Source organism: Komagataeibacter ossonobensis (assembly GCF_057359305.1).
On record NZ_JBXAYQ010000001.1, the window covers coordinates 391,281 to 411,928 of the forward strand.

Annotated in this window: 17 protein-coding genes; 10 read left to right on the forward strand and 7 right to left on the reverse strand. The window is 63.4% G+C overall.

From position 1 onward, the window contains the following. The first annotated feature begins 45 nt into the window (after nucleotides 1–45). Nucleotides 46–1,458: a cytochrome-c peroxidase gene (locus tag AC1RQ9_RS01765; RefSeq protein WP_193733722.1), complete on the forward strand. Its 1,413-nt coding sequence runs from the start codon at nucleotides 46–48 to the stop codon at nucleotides 1,456–1,458. Nucleotides 1,459–1,604: 146 nt separating this feature from the next. Then, nucleotides 1,605–2,216 carry a Smr/MutS family protein gene (locus tag AC1RQ9_RS01770; RefSeq protein WP_485985335.1) on the forward strand — a complete coding sequence of 204 codons (612 nt, stop codon included), beginning with the start codon at nucleotides 1,605–1,607 and terminating at the stop codon, nucleotides 2,214–2,216. A 179-nt stretch (nucleotides 2,217–2,395) separates the two neighbouring features. Here AC1RQ9_RS01770 and AC1RQ9_RS01775 read toward each other — a convergent pair whose 3' ends face one another. Further along, a complete protein-coding gene (locus AC1RQ9_RS01775) occupies nucleotides 2,396–3,487 on the reverse strand; it encodes a hypothetical protein (RefSeq protein WP_485985336.1) in 1,092 nt (363 codons plus the stop codon). 99 nt (nucleotides 3,488–3,586) lie between these two features. Then, nucleotides 3,587–4,495 carry an oxygen-dependent coproporphyrinogen oxidase gene (gene hemF / locus AC1RQ9_RS01780; protein WP_485985337.1) on the reverse strand — a complete coding sequence of 303 codons (909 nt, stop codon included), beginning with the start codon at nucleotides 4,493–4,495 and terminating at the stop codon, nucleotides 3,587–3,589. A gap of 175 nt (nucleotides 4,496–4,670) precedes the next feature. Between hemF and AC1RQ9_RS01785 the strand changes: the two genes are divergently transcribed. Together AC1RQ9_RS01785 and AC1RQ9_RS01790 are read left to right on the forward strand one after the other, a co-directional pair. Further along, complete coding sequence (locus AC1RQ9_RS01785; protein WP_485985338.1) at nucleotides 4,671–5,492, forward strand: cytochrome c1; 822 nt, start codon at nucleotides 4,671–4,673, stop codon at nucleotides 5,490–5,492. After that, nucleotides 5,482–6,387, forward strand: a complete 906-nt coding sequence (locus AC1RQ9_RS01790) for an S-methyl-5'-thioadenosine phosphorylase (protein WP_485985339.1) — start codon at nucleotides 5,482–5,484, stop codon at nucleotides 6,385–6,387. The genes AC1RQ9_RS01785 and AC1RQ9_RS01790 overlap by 11 nt, the downstream gene beginning before the upstream one ends. 121 nt (nucleotides 6,388–6,508) lie before the next feature. Here the strand turns inward: AC1RQ9_RS01790 and AC1RQ9_RS01795 are convergent, their stop codons facing one another. Next, entirely contained in the window at nucleotides 6,509–7,171 is a 663-nt protein-coding gene (locus tag AC1RQ9_RS01795) for a dienelactone hydrolase family protein (RefSeq protein ID WP_485985340.1), read from the reverse strand. Nucleotides 7,172–7,647: 476 nt separating this feature from the next. Between AC1RQ9_RS01795 and groES the strand changes: the two genes are divergently transcribed. From groES to AC1RQ9_RS01810, 3 genes are all read left to right on the forward strand, one after another. Continuing rightward, entirely contained in the window at nucleotides 7,648–7,938 is a 291-nt protein-coding gene (gene groES / locus AC1RQ9_RS01800; RefSeq protein WP_010507662.1) for a co-chaperone GroES, read from the forward strand. Between the two features lie 61 nt (nucleotides 7,939–7,999). After that, nucleotides 8,000–9,649: a chaperonin GroEL gene (groL, locus tag AC1RQ9_RS01805; protein ID WP_485985341.1), complete on the forward strand. Its 1,650-nt coding sequence runs from the start codon at nucleotides 8,000–8,002 to the stop codon at nucleotides 9,647–9,649. Nucleotides 9,650–9,943: 294 nt separating this feature from the next. Next, nucleotides 9,944–10,147 carry a cold-shock protein gene (locus AC1RQ9_RS01810; RefSeq protein WP_010507660.1) on the forward strand — a complete coding sequence of 68 codons (204 nt, stop codon included), beginning with the start codon at nucleotides 9,944–9,946 and terminating at the stop codon, nucleotides 10,145–10,147. A gap of 44 nt (nucleotides 10,148–10,191) precedes the next feature. Here the strand turns inward: AC1RQ9_RS01810 and AC1RQ9_RS01815 are convergent, their stop codons facing one another. Continuing rightward, entirely contained in the window at nucleotides 10,192–13,131 is a 2,940-nt protein-coding gene (locus AC1RQ9_RS01815; protein WP_485985342.1) for an ATP-dependent DNA helicase, read from the reverse strand. A gap of 132 nt (nucleotides 13,132–13,263) precedes the next feature. Between AC1RQ9_RS01815 and AC1RQ9_RS01820 the strand changes: the two genes are divergently transcribed. The 3 genes from AC1RQ9_RS01820 to AC1RQ9_RS01830 are packed head-to-tail and all read left to right on the forward strand — an operon-like array spanning nucleotide 13,264 to nucleotide 17,758. Further along, nucleotides 13,264–14,871, forward strand: a complete 1,608-nt coding sequence (locus AC1RQ9_RS01820) for a lysine--tRNA ligase (RefSeq protein WP_485985343.1) — start codon at nucleotides 13,264–13,266, stop codon at nucleotides 14,869–14,871. Nucleotides 14,872–14,881: 10 nt separating this feature from the next. Beyond that, nucleotides 14,882–16,981: a lysylphosphatidylglycerol synthase domain-containing protein gene (locus AC1RQ9_RS01825; RefSeq protein WP_485985344.1), complete on the forward strand. Its 2,100-nt coding sequence runs from the start codon at nucleotides 14,882–14,884 to the stop codon at nucleotides 16,979–16,981. Between the two features lie 36 nt (nucleotides 16,982–17,017). Then, nucleotides 17,018–17,758, forward strand: coding sequence for a MarC family protein (locus AC1RQ9_RS01830; protein WP_193733732.1), 741 nt, complete (start codon nucleotides 17,018–17,020; stop codon nucleotides 17,756–17,758). On the opposite strand, the gene AC1RQ9_RS01835 is transcribed toward AC1RQ9_RS01830, so the two are convergent. The 3 genes from AC1RQ9_RS01835 to AC1RQ9_RS01845 form a co-directional block, all read right to left on the reverse strand. Beyond that, a complete protein-coding gene (locus tag AC1RQ9_RS01835; protein WP_485985345.1) occupies nucleotides 17,745–18,374 on the reverse strand; it encodes a uracil-DNA glycosylase family protein in 630 nt (209 codons plus the stop codon). The genes AC1RQ9_RS01830 and AC1RQ9_RS01835 overlap by 14 nt on opposite strands. 9 nt (nucleotides 18,375–18,383) lie before the next feature. Next, nucleotides 18,384–19,088 (reverse strand): NAD-dependent deacylase, encoded by a 705-nt coding sequence (locus tag AC1RQ9_RS01840; protein ID WP_485985346.1) that lies wholly within the window; start codon nucleotides 19,086–19,088, stop codon nucleotides 18,384–18,386. Nucleotides 19,089–19,229: 141 nt separating this feature from the next. Then, nucleotides 19,230–20,636 carry a c-type cytochrome gene (locus tag AC1RQ9_RS01845; protein ID WP_227672774.1) on the reverse strand — a complete coding sequence of 469 codons (1,407 nt, stop codon included), beginning with the start codon at nucleotides 20,634–20,636 and terminating at the stop codon, nucleotides 19,230–19,232. Between the last annotated feature and the right edge of the window lie 12 nt (nucleotides 20,637–20,648).

Below are 20,648 nucleotides of genomic sequence, written 5' to 3' on the forward strand. Positions count from 1 at the left end.
GAATCGGCCAGAAACCCACTCAAGCAAGGGACAGGGGGTTTATGCATGTCGGTTAAAACAGCAGTGGCGGCGTTGGTGGCTGCGGGTATCGTGGCGTATGGGGGAACGGTCGCCTATCTGACCCATTTCGATCATGCAACCGCACCGGCACCTGCGGGGGCAGGGGTGGACGCGACATCGGCTGCCGCGTTGAATGTCATACGCGAAGCCCGGTGCGACTACTGCCACGCGGCCAGGGTTGACCTGCCGTTCTATTTCAGCCTGCCCGTTGCCAATACGCTGATGAGCCATGATCGGGATCAGGGGCTGCGGCATTTCCGTGTGGAACCGGTCATCAATGCCCTGCAGAACGGTGGCGTGCCCGATCAGGAACCGCTGGCCCGTATTGAAGAAGTCATCAATCAGAACCGCATGCCCCCCACGCTGTATCTGCTCATGCACTGGCATGCCCACCTCTCGGCGGCCCAGCGTGAAAGCATGCTGACATGGATCGCGCAGGTGCGCCGCCAGCATTACGCGACGCCGGGCGTTGCCGACCGCTTTGCCGCCGAACCGGTGCAGCCCGTGCCCGAATCCGTGCCGGTGGACAGCCACAAGGTCGCGCTGGGCCAGCGCCTGTTCTTTGACCGCAAGCTGTCCGGTGATGGCACGCTGAACTGCGCCAGCTGCCACAGCCTGCAGCACGGTGGCGTGGATGGACTGGTCACCGCCACCGGCATCCATGGGCAGAAGGGGCCGATCAATGTCCCCACCGTCTATGATGCGGTGTTCAACAAATGGCAGTTCTGGAACGGCCGTGCGGGCACGCTGGCGCAGCAGGCGGCAGGCCCTGTCATGAACCCGGTCGAGATGGGATCGCATGACTGGACATCGGTTGCGGCCCGCCTGCGTGAAGACCCGACCTACGCCCCGGATTTCCAGGCCGCGTATGGCAGCGACACGATTGATGAAAACACCATTACCGACGCCATTGGGGAATACGAAAAGACGCTGGTGACGCCTGACGGCCGCTTTGACCAGTATCTCAAGGGGGATGACGCGGCGCTGAACACCCAGGAAAAGCATGGTTATGCGCTGTTCAAGCAGATTGGCTGTTCAGGCTGCCATACCGGCCCATCCATGGGTGGACAGGCGTTCGAGCCGCTGGGGCTGGAAGGCAATTACTTCTCGGCCCGTGGCGGCAAGCTGACGGATGCGGACAAGGGACGCTTTGAAGTGACCCACGATCCCGCCGACATGGAACGTTTCAAGGTGCCCAACCTGCGCAACATCGCGCTGACCGGACCCTATTTCCATGATGGCAGCATCAAGACGCTGGACGGTGCCGTGCGTGACATGGCGCGTTACCAGACGCCCGACCATGACATTTCCGATCAGGACGTGGCGGATATCGTGGCCTTCCTCAACACACTGACCGGACGTTACCAGGGCGAGACCCTGCATAATACGGCACCGTAATACGGTTCCTGTCCGTTCGGGAACGCAGGCCCTGCCGCCAATGCGGCAGGGTTTTTGCGTATGGGGGAATGCCCGAAAACATGGACCTGCCGGGCGGGGTATGATTCTATGGCCACGGATAGCGGTCCGCAGAAAGGAATCATACCGTGAGGCAGCGCAGACTGAACGAGGAGGAACAGGCCCTGTGGGCGGCCTTCGCGCATGGGATCGCGCCATTGCGGACCGCCCGGCAGGCAAAACCCGTGGCCCTGCCACCTGAACCATCAGCCATTCCCCCCAGTGTCCCGGCAAAACCCGGCATGAGCCGCGCCGCCATCATGCAACGGCTGACAACGGGTGGCGTGCATGCGGTGCATGGCACTGCCAGTCACAGCCTGACCGTGCAGAAAGGAAAGGGCGGGGCATTTGAAATTGGCGTGCGCAGGCCGGGGCTGGATGACACAAGCTGGCGCGGGCTGGTCAGTGGAAAGCTGCGCCCGGCCCGCAGGCTGGACCTGCATGGGCAGGTGGCGCAGACGGCGTTTCACCGCCTGCATGGCTTCCTGATTCAGGCGCATGCGGACAATGTGCGCTGTGTCGAGATCATAACCGGGCTGGGCAGCGGCCATAATGGCGGCATCCTGCGCCGTGAACTGCCGTTCTGGCTGGGGCGTGGCGATCTGGGGCGGCTGATCCTTGCGGTCGTGCACCCGCATGCCGCCAATCAGGGCGCGGTGCGCGTGCTGCTGCGCCGGTCGGTGCGTGGCAACGGTTTGTGAAAGATCGTTTGAAACAGCTTGTTGGATAAAAAGTAAAGGTTTTTGGGTGTCGCCTTTTTTCAAAAAGGCGGCGTTCTCTCGAAGTTTTTTGAAAAAAGCTTCATCAAAAACTTTCTTATGATTGTCCGGTGCTCCCGGACTGACTTTATCAAACAGTCTCTAAAAAACGGCAGGTAACGTCAGCCCAGTCGCCATGTCGGCAGATGGACGGCCAGCCAGCGGCGTAGCGTCATGATGGCGGACGTATCCCCTGCCGCCAGCCGCAGTGTCTCCGTCGCATCGGTGCCGGTCAGCAGGACGCGGCCGGTATCCTGCGCCATGGTATGCACGGTGCTGTCATGTATGGCCTGTGCCGTGGCCGCGCGCCACCGGGCCAGTGTCGCGGGTTGGGTCAGCATGGGCAGCACCAGGGCAAGATCCACGCCGGCCGCCGCCGCCAGCGGCTTCCATGCGGCGTAAAGCAGGTCATGCAGGGCGGAATGTGCATCCTGCTGCAGGCGGCTTTGCATGCTCATGACCTGCTGGTCGGGCAGGGTGAGTGGCTCGGCCTGCGTGCCGAGGGTGAACAGGGCGGGAAAACCGGTATGTGCCAGACTGCTGACCAGTGCGGTGGTCTCGGGCGTGCCCAGCGGGTCGGTGATCTGTATGGTATCGACCTGGTTGGCGCGCAGGGCGTCTGCCGCGGCCTGTGGCGTGGCAAATCCGGTGACGGGAATGGGACGCAGCCCGAACAGGCTCATGGCCAGTATGGTGGGCAGTTCGATACCCGTCAGGGTCGATACGGCAATCCGTACGGGCCGGTCACGTATGAAGCTGCCAAGGCTGTGGTGCAGCTGCGCGCGCCCGATCACCACCGGCATCGTCGTGCTGATCAGCAGGGGCAGCCAGCGGCTGTAGTCAAAATGCACGCGCGGGTCACCGCACAGGGAGGCGACAAGCGCCGAACCGGGTGCGGCCAGCGCCATCATGCCATCGGACGCGAACTGGGAATCGAACAGGTTGGCCCCGGTCACCCCGTCCTGTCCCACGGTATCGCGCACCGGCAGGGGGGTGGGCAGGCCCAGCCCCTGCGCCAGCGCGCCGGGCAGGAGCGGCTTCCACCGGTCGGCCATGGCGCTCTGGTTTCCCGCCATAAGCAGCCCTGCCCCGCCTGCCATGCCGGCAGGCATGGGCAGGCGTTCACGCGGGAGTTCGGACGCAGTCCCCCGCCGCATGGGCGCTGCCATTGTCCCACCGGCCAGAAGGGCCAGCAGGGTCCGTCGGCCGATCATGACCGTGAACGCACGGGTGCGGTCCCGTCCATCCGCATGGCGCGGCAGGGGATCGGAACAGGTCGGGACGGGATGCGTGAGGCAGGCATGGGCCTATTCTTATGGCCAGTGGACTTCCGGGGGAAGACTCATGAGGATGGCTTCGGTATTTCCGCCGGTTTTCAGGCCGAAAATGGTGCCGCGGTCATGCAGCAGGTTGAACTCCACATACCGCCCGCGGCGGACAAGCTGCGCCTTGCGCTGGGCCTCGGTCCACGGTTCCATCATGCGGCTGCGCACGATGTCGGGATAGGTTTCCAGAAAACCTAGCCCCACATCGCGCGTGAAGGCGAAGTCGGCATCAATGTCGCCGGTATCAAGCCGGTCATAGAAAATGCCACCCAGACCGCGCGCTTCATCACGGTGGGGCAGGTAGAAATACCGGTCGCACCATTCCTTGAAGCGTGGGTAATATTCCGGGTCATGCTTTTCGCATGCCAGGCGGAAACCGTCATGGAAACGGGCGGCGTCACTCATGGCCTCGGCGCTTTCGGGGAACATGGGCGTAATGTCGCCGCCGCCGCCAAACCATCCCTGCGTCGTGACGATCATGCGGGTATTGAAATGGGCGGCGGGCACCAGCGGGCTGCACATATGGGCGACAAGGCTTATGCCCGTGGCGAAGAAACGCGGATCTTCCGCAGCGCCAGGGATCGAGTCGCGAAAGCCGGGACTGAATTCCCCGCTGACGGTGGAAACGTTGACCCCCACCTTTTCAAACACGCGCCCGCGCATGAGGCTGATCACCCCGCCGCCGCCGGGCGTGCCGTCATCATTCGTGCGGTTCCATGGCGTGCGTTCGAAACGGCCGGGCGCATCCTTGCCCGGCAGGGTCGGGCTGCCCTGTGCCACGGCGTCGTCCTCGATCTTTTCGAAGGCGTTACATATCCGGTCACGCAGGTTTTCAAACCAGGCCCGGGCCGTGTCCTTCAGTCCATCGTGGACAACTGGGGTGCGGGATGTTGTCATGGTTGTATCGTTCTGCCCGTTCTGGTCATTCGCAATGGGTATTACGGGTGCCCGTTTGTTCCGCTTATTGCAAGACGGGCGATTGCAAGACCCGTTACGCAACCGCTAGGAAGGGGACACACTTTTGGCGGGAACGCAAAAAGGAACACGTAATTGCGGCGGGAACGTAGCGGACATGCATGAACGGGGTCATCAGCAGGGCAATGCGCCATCTGCGCGTAATTTGTTGCGACGTGGCATGCTGCTGGCCTGCCTTGTCATCCCGGCATCCATGGCAGGTGGCGGGGCAATGGCGCAGGCGCATGACTATCGTGAACCGCCCCGGCAGGACTGGAGCTTCGCCGGGCCGCTGGGCCATTTCGACATGGCGTCGGTCCAGCGCGGCTATACCGTTTACGCGCAGGTCTGTTCCGCCTGTCATGGCATGAAATCGGTCACCTATGGTGATCTTGCGGGACTGGGCCTGAAGGATGCGGACATCAACGCCATAGCGGGCGCGCACCGCGTCCCGGCGGGGGTGGACGCCAGTGGCCACCCGGTCACGCGGCCGGCCAACATGGATGACCATCTGCTGTCGCCATATCCCGACGCGCATACGGCCGCCGCGGCCAATCACGGCGTCGCCCCGCCGGACCAGTCACGGCTGGCGGTGGTGCATCCCGGCGGCGTGGACCGGATCTATGCCTTCCTGACCGGTTACGGACAGACGCCGCCACCCGGCACGGTCGTGCCGTCGGGGCTGTTCTACAACCCCTATGCCGCGAACGGGCAGATCGCCATGCCGCCGCCGCTGTATGATGGCGCGATCACCTATCCCGACGGGACGCCCGCAACCGTGGCGCAGCAGGCGCGTGATGTCACCACCTTCCTGGCATGGGCGGCCAGCCCGCATCTGGTGGAACGCCACCGTACGGGTGTCGGGGCTGCCGTGTTCCTGCTGATCCTGCTTATTCTTTCCATCTGCCTGAAACGGAGAACGTGGTCCAATGTCCACTAAGCCTGCCACCGAAGAACAGATCGAGCCGGTCATCGGCCTGATCGGCGGTTCCGGCCTGTATGATATCGAAGGTCTTGAAGACAAGGAATGGCGCACGGTCGAAACCCCGTGGGGCAAGCCGTCCGACCAGTTGCTGTTCGGCAGGCTTGATGGCGTGCGCTGCGTGTTCCTGCCGCGTCATGGCCGGGGTCATCCGCTACCGCCCTCGCGCCTGAACTACCGCGCCAACATCGACGCGCTGAAGCGTTCGGGCGTGACCGATATCGTGTCGCTTTCGGCTGTCGGTTCACTGAAGGAAGAATTGCCGCCGGGCCATTTCGTGGTGATCGACCAGTTCATCGACCGTTCGTTTGCACGTGAAAAGAGCTTTTTCGACACCGGCTGCGTGGCCCATGTCGGCATGGCCGACCCGCTGTGCCCGCGTATTGGCGACGTGCTGGAAGGTCAGTGCCGGGAACTGGGGCTGGATGTGACCCGTGGCGGCACGTATCTGGTCATGGAGGGGCCGCAGTTTTCCACCCGCGCCGAAAGCAACCTGTACCGTTCATGGGACTGTTCCGTGGTGGGCATGACCAACATGCCCGAAGCCAAGCTGGCCCGCGAAGCCGAGATCTGTTACGCCACCGTCGCCATGGTCACGGATTACGATTGCTGGCACGACGATCATGACAGCGTGACGGTGGATGCCGTGGTCAAGGTCATGCAGGAAAACGCCAGTCGTGCCCGCGCCCTTGTCCGTTCGGTCATCCCGAAGCTGGGTGCGAAGCGTGGCCCCTGTTACGCGGGATGTGACCGCGCGCTGGAACACGCCATCATCACGGTACCCGACAAACGCGACCCGGCCCTGCTGAAGAAGCTGGAAGCCGTTGCGGGTCGCGTGCTGAACCGGGTCTGACCTGAAAAAGTCATAAAAGCCTTCAGGTGCCGCCTTTTTCCAAAAAGCTGTACCAGGAACGTTTATCTTTTGAAGAAGCGCCCATGCCGGAAGGCATGGGCGTTTTTTTATGCGGGCTGTATTACAGCCAGTGTTCAAAAAAGCTCAGCGTGCGCTGCATGGCCAGCGTGGCGGCCGCTTCGTTATAGGAAGGGCGATCGGTGCAGCCGAAGCCGTGATCGGCCCCTTCATACGTGAAAATCTCGATATCTTCATGTGCGGCACGGATGGCGTCCACCTCATCGGCGGGGATATGCGCGTCGTCCGCGCCGAAATGCAGTTGTACCGGGCAGTTGGGTACCTGGTTGCGGGTCTGGGCAATGCCGCCGCCATACCATGCCACCGCCGCCGCGAACGCTTTGGTATGGCACGCCGCCTCCCATGCCAGCTTCCCGCCCCAGCAGAAGCCGACAATCCCCTTCTTTTCCGTTGGTAGCATCTCCGCCGCCGCGACAAGGTCCTTCAGCGTATCGGCCTGTGCAATCTCGCTGCGCAGTTTCAGGCCTTCGTGCATGCCGGCATCGTCATAGGGCAGGATGGCGTCGCGCTTCACACGGTCAAACAGGGCTGGCGCAATCGCCTGATAGCCTTCTGCCGCAAGGGAATCGCATACGGCGCGGATATAGGGCGTGATCCCGAATATTTCCTGCACCACCACAACGCAGCGCGCGGCATCCGGCCGGCCAGCCCGGTAGGCGGAAAACGTGTGTCCGTCCGCCGCTGTAACGGTGATGACTGCGCCCATGCCTTTACTCCATTCGTTCCTTCGTTGCCCGCCACACAATGATGCCGTGCCCTTCCGCGTCAATATGAAACCCGCGTGATGAGACGGTTTATGAGAATTTTTCCCTGTTGTCCCGGTCTGGAACGGGGCAGGCGCCGGTGTTCTGGCAGTGCCCCGAACGGCTGCCGGGAATCGGTGCGCGCATTCATCATGCGCTGGGGTGACGGCTGGGCTTCCACTTTTGACGGGGTTGGATTGTTTCTTTTAACTATTTGATATTAAACAACAAAGTTTCGATATCCCGCTTTGTTGTCTTCGGGGTGCGAATTATGCGCACCTGGTCTCGTCCCGCTTCTTGACACCTGTCGGGGGGCTTCCTATCTGGTTCTTAGCACTCTCATGAGGGGAGTGCTAACGCGATGCGGCCTGGCGCGCGCGCCAACCGGTGGCGTTGCTTGATTCAAGGGCGTTACCTTTTAAGAGATTTGGAGCGATCCATGACGAAATTTCGTCCCCTGCATGACCGTGTGGTCGTCCGTCGCCTCAAGAGCGAGGAAAAAACGGCAGGTGGTATCATCATCCCTGAGACCGCCAAGGAAAAGCCGATGGAAGGCGAGGTGATCTCGGTGGGCGCAGGTGCCCGTAACGAACAGGGGCAGATTGTTCCCCTCGACGTGAAGGCGGGTGACCGCGTCCTGTTCGGCAAGTGGTCGGGCACGGAAGTGACGATCGACGGTGAAGAACTGCTGATCATGAAGGAAAGCGACATCATGGGCGTGGTCGCCTGACCCACCCGGCGCTTTCCTGACCGAGTAACCTTTTAAACTTTCCATATCGGAGAAGAAGAAAATGGCAGCCAAGGACGTAAAGTTCGGCGGTGAAGCCCGCCAGCGCATGCTGCGTGGCGTGGACATTCTTGCAGACGCGGTAAAGGTGACGCTGGGCCCGAAGGGTCGCAACGTTGTCCTGGACAAGAGCTTCGGCGCACCGCGCATCACTAAGGACGGTGTCTCCGTCGCCAAGGAAATCGAACTGGCCGACAAGTTCGAGAACATGGGCGCGCAGATGGTCCGTGAGGTCGCATCCAAGACCAACGACATCGCAGGCGACGGCACCACCACGGCGACCGTGCTGGCGCAGGCCATCGTGCGTGAAGGTGCCAAGGCTGTTGCCGCCGGCATGAACCCGATGGACCTCAAGCGCGGCATCGACAAGGCCGTTGGCGTTGTCATTGAAGAGCTGAAGAAGAACGCGAAGAAGATCACGACCCCGGCCGAGACGGCACAGGTCGGCACGATTTCCGCCAATGGCGAAAAGGAAATCGGCGAGATGATCTCGCAGGCCATGCAGAAGGTCGGCTCCGAAGGCGTCATCACGGTGGAAGAGGCCAAGGGCCTGCACACCGAGCTGGACGTGGTCGAGGGCATGCAGTTCGACCGTGGCTACATCTCCCCGTATTTCGTGACGAATGCGGAAAAGATGACCGTCGATCTGGACAGCCCCTACATCCTGATCCACGAAAAGAAGCTGTCCTCGCTGCAGCCGATCCTGCCGCTGCTTGAAGCGGTCGTGCAGTCCGGCCGTCCGCTGCTGATCATTGCGGAAGATGTTGATGGCGAAGCGCTGGCGACCCTGGTGGTCAACAAGCTGCGTGGTGGCCTGAAGATCGCCGCCGTCAAGGCGCCGGGCTTCGGTGACCGTCGCAAGGCCATGCTGGAAGACATCGCGATTCTGACCGGTGGCCAGGTCATCAGCGAAGACCTCGGCATCAAGCTGGAAAGCGTTACGCTGGACATGCTGGGCACCGCGAAGAAGGTGCACATCGACAAGGAAAACACCACCATTGTCGAAGGCGCTGGCAACACGGACGGCATCAAGGGCCGTTGCAGCCAGATCCGCGCGCAGATCGAGGAAACCACCTCCGACTACGACCGTGAAAAGCTGCAGGAACGCCTGGCGAAGCTGGCAGGCGGCGTTGCCGTGATCCGCGTCGGTGGCTCCACCGAGATCGAGGTGAAGGAACGCAAGGACCGCGTTGACGACGCCCTGCACGCGACCCGTGCGGCGGTTGAGGAAGGCATCGTCCCCGGTGGTGGCACGGCACTGGCCCGCGCATCGACCAAGCTGGGTGGCCTGCACTTCCATAACGACGACCAGCGCGTCGGTGCGGACATCATCCGCAAGGCCCTGCAGGCTCCGCTGCGCCAGATCGCCCACAATGCGGGTGAAGATGGAGCGGTCATCGCCGGCAAGGTTCTGGAAAACGACACCTACACCTATGGTTTCGATGCCCAGATCGGCGACTACAAGGACCTGGTGGAAGCCGGCATCATCGATCCGATGAAGGTTGTCCGCACGGCGCTGCAGGATGCGGCATCGGTTGCCGGCCTGCTGATCACCACCGAAGCGATGGTGGCCGAGCGTCCGGAAAAGAAGGCCCCCGCAATGCCGGAAGGTGGCATGGGTGGTATGGGCGGCATGGGCGGTATGGATTTCTGATCCGGCCGGGCATGTCATGGTCCCCGCGCATGCGGGGGCCAGCGCCACGAAAAAAGGGGGAAGGGCCAGTGGTCCTTCCCCCTTTTTTTCGTACACATGGCTGGGATGTGCGCACCGGGCATGTCAGGATGATTTGACACGGGCGGTCATTTCATGCTGCCCCTAGTGAGCACGAACGACGTGAAAGTGGCAGGGTGTTTTCCGGATGCCCCGTTTTTTTCATGGCCGTAAAGGCACGCGCCCGGATTGCCGGTATTAGGACCGGCAAGGATGGCGCTGGAGAAGAGACTGGCTATGGCTACCGGAAAAGTAAAATGGTTCAACGCAACCAAGGGTTTTGGCTTCATCATGCCTGATGATGGCGGCAAGGACGTGTTTGTGCACATCACCGCGGTGCAGGCCGCCGGCCTGCGTGGCCTGAACGAGGATCAGGCTGTCAGCTACGACATCGCCATGGAACGTGGCAAGGCCGCCGCGACCAACCTCAAGGCGCTCTGACGCCCTGCCCCCCGTAGCAGGGCGGCCCAGGGGGGGAGTCATGATCAGGAAAGCTGGTCCACGGATGTATCCTGCGCCTGCAGGAAGGCTGTGATCTCCCTTGCCGCGGCACTCAGGCCAAGGCGGCGGACCGCCACCCCTTCGGGGAAGGCGGACAGAAGGCGTGACGGGGTGCGCCTGTCCAGCAGGACAAATACACCCCTGTCCTGTCGGCTGCGGATCAGGCGCCCGAACGCCTGGCGCAGGCGCAGGCGGGCGATCCTGTCGTCATAGCGCCCCGGTGCGCCACCAGACAGGTGAATGCGCCGTTCACGGTGCAGGATATCGGGACGCGGCCACGGCACGCGCTCGAACGCCACCAGGCGCAGGGCATCGCCCGGCACATCCACCCCATCACGCATCGCATCCGTGCCCAGCAGGCAGGCATTGCGCTCGCTGCGCAGGATGTCGACCAGTGTGGCGTTGTCCATCGGGTCCACATGCTGGGCAAACAGTGGCAGGCCCGCGGCCTCCAGCGGGGTTACGATGCGGCGATAGACTTCGCGCAGCCGCGATATGGCGGTAAACAGCCCCAGCGCGCCCCCGTTCGATGCCATGAACAGCGTGCGGTAGGCTCCTGCCAGCGCCGCCGGGTCATCATGCGCCACATCGGTGATGATGAAGGCGCGACTCTGTTTCGCGTAATCAAACGGGCTTGGAAAAGACGACCGGATTGCGGGGGATGGCAGGTGGATCGCGCCCGAACGGGCTTCGGCTGCGTCCCATGCGCGCTCGGCGCTGTCATTCGCCGTATCTTCCCCTGTTTCATCGCGCAATGTGGCTGATGTGACCAGCACGCCATGGGCAGGCGCCGCCAGCACGCTGGCAAACGGAATGGTCGGGTCCAGCCAGTGGCGGTACAGGCCCACATCCCGCTCGCCAGGGTTCTGGCCTTCGCGCCGGTCCATGCGGATATAGTCGATATATTGCGGCGTCTCGCCTTCCGGCGGCGGCGCGCCTGCCTGCATGGTGCCCAGCATGGCGCACCACCCATCCACGCGCGATAGCGCCCGCCTGCGGATCGAGCGGATGGCGGCGGCAATCCGTTCACGCATGGGGGTGTCCAGCCAGTCCGCTTCGGTCTCCAGCGCTTCATCCAGTCGGGCGATCAGGGTTCGCAGCGGTTCGGCCAGCCGTCGCAGGGCGCGTTCCAGTCCCTGTGCTGCCCCATGCAGGGATTCGGGCATGGGGTGCAGGTCGCATTCGCTGTCGCTGCGGCGACCGCCCCCTTCGGGGCTGCCATGCGTGCGGGCCAGCACCTGCTGGCGCAGTTCATGCAGCAGGACTTCCGACGGGTTGGACAGGACGGGTTCATCCGCTTCCACCGGCGCATCGGCAGGGGCTGCCGTCCTGTTGCCGGGGTCAAGGGCGGCAAGGCGGGCGGACCATCCCGGCGCAGGCAGGGCGCGGGCGGCCATCAGCGCCGTATCCAGTGGCGTCTCGATCCGGGGGATATGCACCAGCAGGTCTTCCAGCCTGCGCCGCAATCCGCGCGCGCGCGACCGTGCGCCTTCCGCCCCCAGCAGCCACCGCCGCAGTTCAGCCGCCTCCAGCCCCGACAGTTCCAGGGCGAAGGCGCTGTCGGCGGCATCGGCGATATGGTGGCCCTCATCCATGATGTAGCGGGTGGGGGTGTTGTCCTCGTTATTGGTGTCCGTCCCGTCCATGGCGTGCCATGCCGCCTGTGACATGACCAGCGCATGGTTGGCGATCACCAGATCCGCCGTGCGGGCGCGGCGGATGGAATGTTCGACCATGCACTGCTGGTAATGCGGGCACGCACCGTGGATGCATTCGCCACGCCGGTCGGCAATGCTGCTCAGCAGGCCGCGGCCGAACAGGTCGGCAAACCATCCGGGCAGGTCACCGCCAAACAGGTCGCCATCACGCGTATGCGCCGTCCACAGCGCCACAAGCGCCAGTCCGATGAAGGACGCGTTTCCCGCCTGCCCACGCGAAAGCGCGATATTCACGCTTTCTTCCATGTTCAGCAGGCACAGGTAGTTCTCCCGTCCCTTGCGCACCACCACATGGCTGCGCCGGATGTCCGGGTCGGGATAGACGCGGGCCAGTTCCGATTCGATCTGGCGCTGCAGGTGGCGGGTATAGGTGCTGACCCATACGGCCCCGCCATTGCGCTGCGCCCAGATGGTGGCGGGGGCGACATAGCCAAGGGTCTTGCCCGTGCCCGTGCCTGCTTCCGCCAGCACCATGTGCGGGTCGCCCTGTGTCGTGCGCGGGGCGAAGGCGCGGGCGGCAACGTGGCTGAAGGCTTCCTGTGCCGGGCGGTGCTCCGCCCCTTCGCCAAGGATGGTGCGCAGGTGGGCGCGCGCTTCCTCCCCCGTGACCGGATGGGCTGCGGGGGCGGGACGGGGTGCGGTTTCTTCCCATTTGGGCAGGCGGGTCCAGACCTTCAGCGCCTCGTTGGGCTGGATCATGCCCGCCGGCAGGCCGCCTGTGGGCGGCAGTCCCAGTGCGGCGCAGACTGATGGTCTCCATGCCCACCCGGCGCGGCGCATGCCCCACGCCAGCGCGGCCCTTATGCTGCCTTCGGGTGTATTGCGGCTGGCCGCGATCCGGCGCAGCAGTTCAAACACCAGATCAGGCAGCAGGTTGGCTTCCGGCGCGTCCAGCCTGCTTTCGGCAATGCCAAGTGCCGTTCCCAGACCGCGTGCGGTGGGTGGCACGCTGTGGGCGGGCAGGGTGAAGGCGAACAGTTCCAGCAGGTCCAGCCATGGACTGGGGCGTGGCGGTGGCGGCAGGTCCAGCCTGCGCGCGGTCGCGGGCGCATGGATGACCATGGGGGCTGGCCACTGGGGTAGTTCGCGCCGTATGTCGTCGGCCGACATGGACAGGATTTCCCCGTCCGGGGTCAGCACCGACCATGCGCCGTGCCGGGGAATGAGCGCCGGCGCACTGTCCGGCAGGGGCGGGGTGTCTGGCATGTCGGTAAATGATATAGGGTACGGGCGGACGAATGTCGCCCGTCGTGTGTCATGTCATTATTATTGCTGTACCCCCGGGTGTGGAATAGGATAGATTGACCCGCGCCCTTCCTGTCCATAGCTTGCCGGTCCATGTCAGAACAGCATCGTCCCCTTATTTCGCCCCTCCCCAAATCCTGGCCGTTTGAGGAGGCCGCCAAACTGTCCACGCATGTTGGCGCGCGTGATGTCACGGCCGGGCGGCCCGTCCTGCTGGAAACCGGCTATGGCCCGTCGGGGCTGCCCCATATCGGCACGTTTGGCGAGGTCGCGCGCACGTCCTGGGTGCGTCAGGCATTCACGAAGCTGACTGGCCTGCCCACGCGCCTGCTGGCGTTTTCCGATGACATGGACGCCCTGCGCAAGGTGCCGGACAACGTTCCCAATCAGGATATGCTGCGCCAGTATATTGGCAAGCCGCTGTCGCGCGTGCCTGATCCCTTTGGCACGCATGAATCCTTTGCCGCGCACAACAATGCCCGCCTGCGCTCCTTCCTTGACGGGTTCGGGTTTGAATACGAATTCGCATCCTCCACGCAGTATTACGAAGGTGGCCGTTTTGATGCGGCCCTGAAGCGCGTGCTGGAGGTGCATGACAAGATTGTGGCCGTGATCGCCCCCACGCTGGGTGAGGAACGCCGCGCCACCTATTCCCCCGTCCTGCCCATCCACCCGCGCACCGGTCAGGTCATGCAGGTGAAGATGGACGCCATTGACCCCGTGGCGGGCACGGTGCGCTGGACTGATGAAGACGGTGAGACGTTCGAGACCCCGGTTACCGGTGGCCATGCCAAGATGCAGTGGAAAGCGGACTGGGCCATGCGCTGGTATGCGCTGGGTGTTGATTACGAAATGTCGGGCAAGGACCTGATCGACAGCGTGCGCCTGTCGGGCAGAATCTGCCGTATCCTGGGCGGCCAGCCGCCTGCGGGCCTGACATACGAACTGTTCCTTGACCAGAACGGGCAGAAGATTTCCAAGTCCAAGGGCAACGGGATTTCGGTCGAGGAATGGCTGCGCTACGCCCCGGCGGAAAGCCTCGGGCAGTACATGTTCAATGCGCCACAGCGCGCCAAGCGCCTGTTCTTTGACGTGATCCCGAAGGCGACGGACGAATATCTGGCCCATGTGGCCAAGGCAAAGACGCTGGCGGCGGAAGATCCCGCCCTGCTGACCAACCCGGCATGGTTCATCCACAAGGGGGAAATCCCGGCGGATGCAGGCAGCCCGGTCACGTTTGGCATGCTGCTCAACCTCGCCTCCGTCGCCAATGCCGAGACGCCGGACGTGCTGTGGAAGTTCATCCAGCGTTATGATGCGAAGGCCACCCCCGAAAGCTGCCCCATGCTGGCGCGGCTGGTGGATCATGCCATCGTCTATTACGCCGACTTTGTCCGCCCGACGAAGCACTACCGTGCGCCCGACGCGCATGAACGCACGGCGCTGGCGGCCCTGGCCGAAGCCCTGCGTGGGCTGGAAGGGGAGGATGTGTCCCCCGATACCTGCCAGAACCTTGTGTTCGAGATCGGCAAGACCCACGGTTTCGAACCGCTGCGGGCGTGGTTCGGCTGTCTGTATGAAGTGCTGCTGGGGCAGAAAGAGGGGCCGCGTTTCGGGATTTTCGTGGCGCTGTACGGGATTGCGGAAACCGTGGCCCTGATCGGGGCGGCGTTGACCCGTAGCGAAGGGACCGTGGCCTAAGGGCCAGCCCATGTCCGACCGTTCGTTGCACGATCCCCCCCCGCCACAGGCCGGGGACGACAATGCGACCGGGGGAAGCGTGCCGCCACCGCCAAGGCACCCGTTGCTGCGGCACCTGCCACATGTGCTGGGCCTGCTGCTGCTTATCGGCGCCGTGGTGGTGGTGCAGCGCGAGGTGCGCCACCTGCACTGGCGCGACATCAGCCACGCGCTGGCCGCCATCCCGGTGGGTACATTATGGGCCGGGGCGGGGTTTACACTGCTGTCCTACCTTGTCCTGTCCTTCTATGACTGGCTTGCGGTGCGGCAGGTGGGGTGCCCGCTTGGGTTCAGGCGCACGGCGTTTGCCGCGTTCTGTTCCTATGTGCTGTCGCACAACCTTGGCTTTTCCGCCATTTCCGGTGCGGCGGTCCGTTTCAGGCTGTATGGCAACTGGGGGCTGAAGCCGTTCCAGATCGCGCAGATCATCGCCTTCTGCTCGGCCACCTACCTGCTGGGGGCGGCGGTGCTGATTGGCAGTGTGCTGGTGCTGGAACCCGGTACGGTGCCCTTTGTGGGTCATATGCTGCCCGGCTTCCTCATGCGGCTGGTGGGGATCGTGCTGTGGGGCGGGGTCATCGCCTATGTCGTCATGGGCCGTTATGTGAACGAAATCCGGCTGTGGCGGTGGCAGATCACCTTTCCCTCCTCGGGTATGGCGATCATGCAGACGCTTGTCGCAACGCTGGAGGTCGCGGCCACTGCGGCCATTGCCTATACCTTCCTGCCGGTGGCGCCCGGTCTGGATTACGGCACGTTCCTTTCCATCTATATTGCGTCCTACACGGCGGGCCTTGTGGCCAGTGTGCCCGGTGGCCTTGGTGTCTTTGATGGCGCGATGATGTTCGCGCTGGGGCCTTATGTGCCCGCGACCCGCATCGTGACGGCCATCCTTATTTTTCGCCTGTTCTATTACATCGTGCCGCTGTTCGTGGCGGGGATCATGTTCGCTGCCCACGAACTGTTCCTGCGCGGGGATGCAGCCCTGTCGCGCAAGGTGGGCGCGCGCAGCCCGGTGCGGGGACCGCGCATGGGGCGCCCCAGCCAGGTCATACGCGAAAGCGAGGCCGATTTTTCCGTGGCGGTGGCAACCGGCGCAGTCTCGCTGTGTGGCGGGCTGCTGCTGGCGCTAACCCTGCTGGACCCGGAAAACTGGCTGAATACGGGGCGCATGCAGCCCCTGTTCGCGACGGTGGGGGATTACCTGCTGTCACTGATCGGGGTGGTGCTGATCGGCCTTGGCATCGGTTTGTCGCAGCGTGTGACGCTGGCGTGGAAGGCCACGATGGTACTGCTGGCGGGGGCGTGCGGGCTGACGCTGCTGCGCGGATCGCCCATGGCGGTGCCGGGGCTGCTCATGCTGGTCTGCATTCTGATCGCGCCATTCCGCGGGTCGTATTACCGCCATGCCCGGATCATGAGCGAACCACTTTCTTCCAACACCATCGTGTCGCTGGTACTGCTGATCAGTTCCATCGTGATTCTGGTCATGGCGGGACCGCATGATTCCGCAGGTGGCAGCTGGTGGGAAATCATGCTGTTCGCCACGCGTCCCGGCATCGCGCAGTGGACGCTGGGGCTTGCGGTCATGCTGGCGCTGGTCACGATCGTGCGGCTGGTCCGGCCGGGTCGTATTCACGTCATGCCATGGAATGCCCAGACGCAGGCCCTGTATCACAGCTTTGATCATTCGCTGGATGGGCTGGGACAGATGACACCGGTGCCGGTGGGGCTGATACCGGGCGCGCGCAGGCGCGCCCTTCTGCCGTTTGTCCGGCTGGGGCCTTATCTGGTCGGGCTGGGTGACCCGGCAGGGAAGGCGGATGACTGCACATCCGCCATATGGTGGTTGCGTGACCTTGCACTGCAGGAAGGGCGCCAGCCGGTTTTCTGGCATGTCGGGATCAGCCTGCTGCCGGTCTATAACGAACTGGGCCTGACACCGTGGCCCCTGACGGAAGAGGGGCATCCAACCCATCCCGGCTACCTGTGTGCCGCGGCGGAGGACCTGACCATGGTCCGCAGCCTGATGCGTCCGTCATTCCATGTTCTATCCCAGACGGGACAATAAGGGCATGCGGGGGCCGTGTGGCAGGAGGGGGCGGTCATGACCAGCCATGCGGGATTATTACTGACCCATTTTTCCACCGTGGTGGGGCTGCCCAGCCTGTCCGGTGCCTTCCTCATGGCATTTCCGGCGCTGTTTTCCATTGTCAATCCGCTGGGGGCCGCGCTGATTTTCGCGCAGGTCACGGCAGGACATGACCGGCGTACCTGCATGGCGCTGGCACGGCAGGTGGCGTTCTATTCCGCAATGCTCATGCTGGCCTCGATCTGGATCGGCGGGCTGGTTCTTTCATTTTTTGGCATCACCATCGATGCCCTGCGTATCGCGGGTGGGCTGGTTGTGGCGGTGCGGGCATGGTCCCTGCTGCAGGCCCCTGAAACGGAAGAAGCCCGCAAGCAGGCACAGGCCAGTCAGGGCAGTAATGCGCCGGCCAGCAGCAACATGATGGGGCAGGCATTCTTTCCCCTGACCATGCCCTTTACCGTGGGGCCTGGAACGATTGCGGTCGCCATTGCGCTGGGGTCGGAAGGGCCGCCGGGCGGGCACCACATTGTTTTCTATGGTGTGCTGTCACTGGCCGCCATGCTGGTGGCCGCGATCGTATGGGCCGCCTATACCTATGCCGATCAGCTTCTGTGCCTGCTGGGCACGACCGGCACGCGGATTGTCTCGCGTCTTGCCGCACTGATCCTGCTGTCCATTGGCGTGCAGATCCTGATTACCGGCATACAGGGCGTGATCCTGTCCAGCGCGCGGGCCGTCCTGCTTATGGCTGGCTGAAGGCAGGGGATAACGGCGGGATGTCCGGCAGGTCATTACCCGCCAGTATGGCCCGCACGCAGGCCCGCAGCGCAGGCAGCACATCAGCGCCAAACCGGGGTGTGCGCCGTTCCCATGCCCCTGTGCGCCATGATGGGTGGGGCAGGGGGAAATACCTGGGCAGGTAACGCCGGAAATCAAGGCAGCGGTCACTGACGCGTCCCTTGCCCAGGATATGCAGCTGGGCATAGGATCCGACCACCAGTGTCAGCCTGATATCGGGCATCTGCGCCATGATGCGCGCGCGCCATTGCGGTGCGCATTCGGGCCGGGGTGGACAGTCACCACCCTTTGGCAACCTGCCTGGATAACACAGCCCCATGGGAACCAGTGCGACACGGCTGGAATCATAAAACGTGGCCCGGTCGATTCCCATCCAGCCACGCAGCCTGTCACCTGATGCATCGTTGAAGGACTGCCCTGTTTCATGCACGCGCGTGCCGGGGGCCTGGCTTGCGATCAGTAGCCGCGCCGTGCGCGAGACATGCAGCACCGGACGCGGTCCAAGCGGCAGGTGGGCGGCACAGGTCTGGCACGCGCGGATGGCATCGAGAAGGTCTTCCAGTGTTTCGGCCATGGCCCAGCTTTACGCTTCCAGCAGGTCGCGTGTCCATGCCGGTACGGTGCGTGTGGCAGGGCCTGCAATGGCCTGGTCAAAGGCGGAGGGACCGGGCGGGATTTCCAGGTTGAACAGCATCGTATCCGCATGTCCGGCCACGCTGTCCACAAAACCGGCGGCAGGGTAGACCACGCCGGACGTACCGATGGCGACGAACAGGTCACATGCCGCCAGATGCCGGGCAATCGTCTCCATATGGTAGGGTATTTCCCCAAACCAGACGATGTCAGGCCGTAATGTCGGCTGACCGCAGTCAGGACACGGCGTATCGGGGAAACAGTCCGTGCGCCATACCGGGGTCGCGCCGCAGGCGGTGCAGCGCAGGCGCAGCAGTTCACCATGCATGTGAATGACGTTGTGGCTGCCGGCGCGTTCATGCAGATCATCGATATTCTGGGTGACGATGGTGATATGCCCGTCCCAGCGTCCTTCCCGTCCCGCGCGTTCCAGTTCCGCCAGCGCCAGATGGGCGGCATTGGGATGGACGGTGGGCAAACGGGCCCGCAGGTCGTTGTAGAAACGGTCCACCCGCAGGGGATCACGCTGGAAGCCCTGTGGTGTGCAGATATCCTCGATCCGTTCATGGTTCCACAGGCCGTCCGCGCCCCGGAAGGTCTGTAATCCCGATTCCTGGCTTATGCCCGCCCCGGTCAGGGCCACGATACGCTGCATGATGACATTTTCCCTGTCGGTTGCCCGACCCAGTGTGGGGGATTGCCGTACATAAGAAAACCGCCATGGGCGGAACCCATGGCGGTTTTCAGTCACTGTATCAGGAGAAGGTGGCCCCCGGTGGGGGACCACCCATCCGCCTTACTGTGCGGCGTCCTGACCGGTGTGCGTCTGCGGAGCAAACGTCCAGCCCGAGCCGTAAGGCTGCGGCAGGAAGACCGACCAGCCGCTGCTCATGCTGTTCCAGCCAGAGCTGGAAACCGGCGCGCCCGTGTCGCGCAGCTTGGTGACATCCGCGGCCGTAACGGTGCCGGGTGCCTTGTTGCCCCAGCTGGTACGGATGAAGTTGACCACATCAGCAATCTGCTGGGCGGACAGCGAACTGCTGTAACCCGGCATTGCCACTGCGGACGGTGCCCAGTTGCTTGGCGGCAGCACGCCACCATGCGCAATCACGTTCACCAGCGAGGTCGGGTTCTCGGTCACGACGACCGGGTTGCCAGCCAGCGGCGGGAACATGCGGGCCACGCCACCACCGTCGTTACGGTGACAGATGGCGCATTCCTTCACATACGTGTCGGCGCCCGGAACGCTGGCGGTGTTACCCGAAGCCAGCATGTTCGCGGTGGACGCGTCATAGGTGTAGTTGCCCTGTGACGGCGGCACCGGCGGCAGGCTCTTCAGGTACTTCGCGATGGCGTGCAGGTCGTCATCGGTGAAGTACTGGGTGCTCCATGCCACCACATCGCCCATGCCACCGAATACGGCGGAATGATCGATACGACCGGATTTGAGGAAGGTGTAGATGTCATCCTCGGACCAGCGGCCCAGACCAACGACAGGGTCGTTGCGCAGGCTCGGCGCAACCCAGTTGTCGATCGGTGCGCCACCGGACAGGAAGTCAGGTCCACCAGCTGCGTCCAGCGCCTTTTCCTGCATGGCGAAGCCACGCGGGGTATGACACGCACCGCAATGCCCGGGGCCGGTAACCAGATAATCGCCACGTGCGATCTGCGCATCCGTGCCCGGCGCCGGCGTGAAGTCCTTCGGCGAAGGCGAGAACATCATGCGCCAGATGCCCAGCGGCCAGCGCATGGACATGGGCCAGGAAATGTCCGGCTGCTTGTCCGGCTGTGCGACCGGCTTCACCCCGTGCATGAAGTACGCATACAGCGCCTGCATGTCTTCCTTCGTCATACGCGAGAAGGAGGGATACGGCATGGCCGGATACAGCGTGGAGCCGTCCTTGCGGATACCATGGCGCACGGCTTCGTCGAATTCGGCGAAGGTGTAGCGGCCGATACCGTAGGTCGGGTCCGGTGTGATGTTCGTGGAGTAGATCGTACCGATCGGGCTCTTGATTTCAAGCCCGCCTGCGTACGACTGTCCATGGAGAGCAGTATGACATGCTACGCAGTCACCCAGTCGCGCGACATATGCCCCCTTCTGGACCAGCGCGGAGTCAGCATCTGGCGTCTGTGCCAATGCCGTCCCTGCCAGCAGACTAAACGCTGCCGCGCTGAATGTCACCTTAAGTCTGTTGATCATTATGTTCACCAT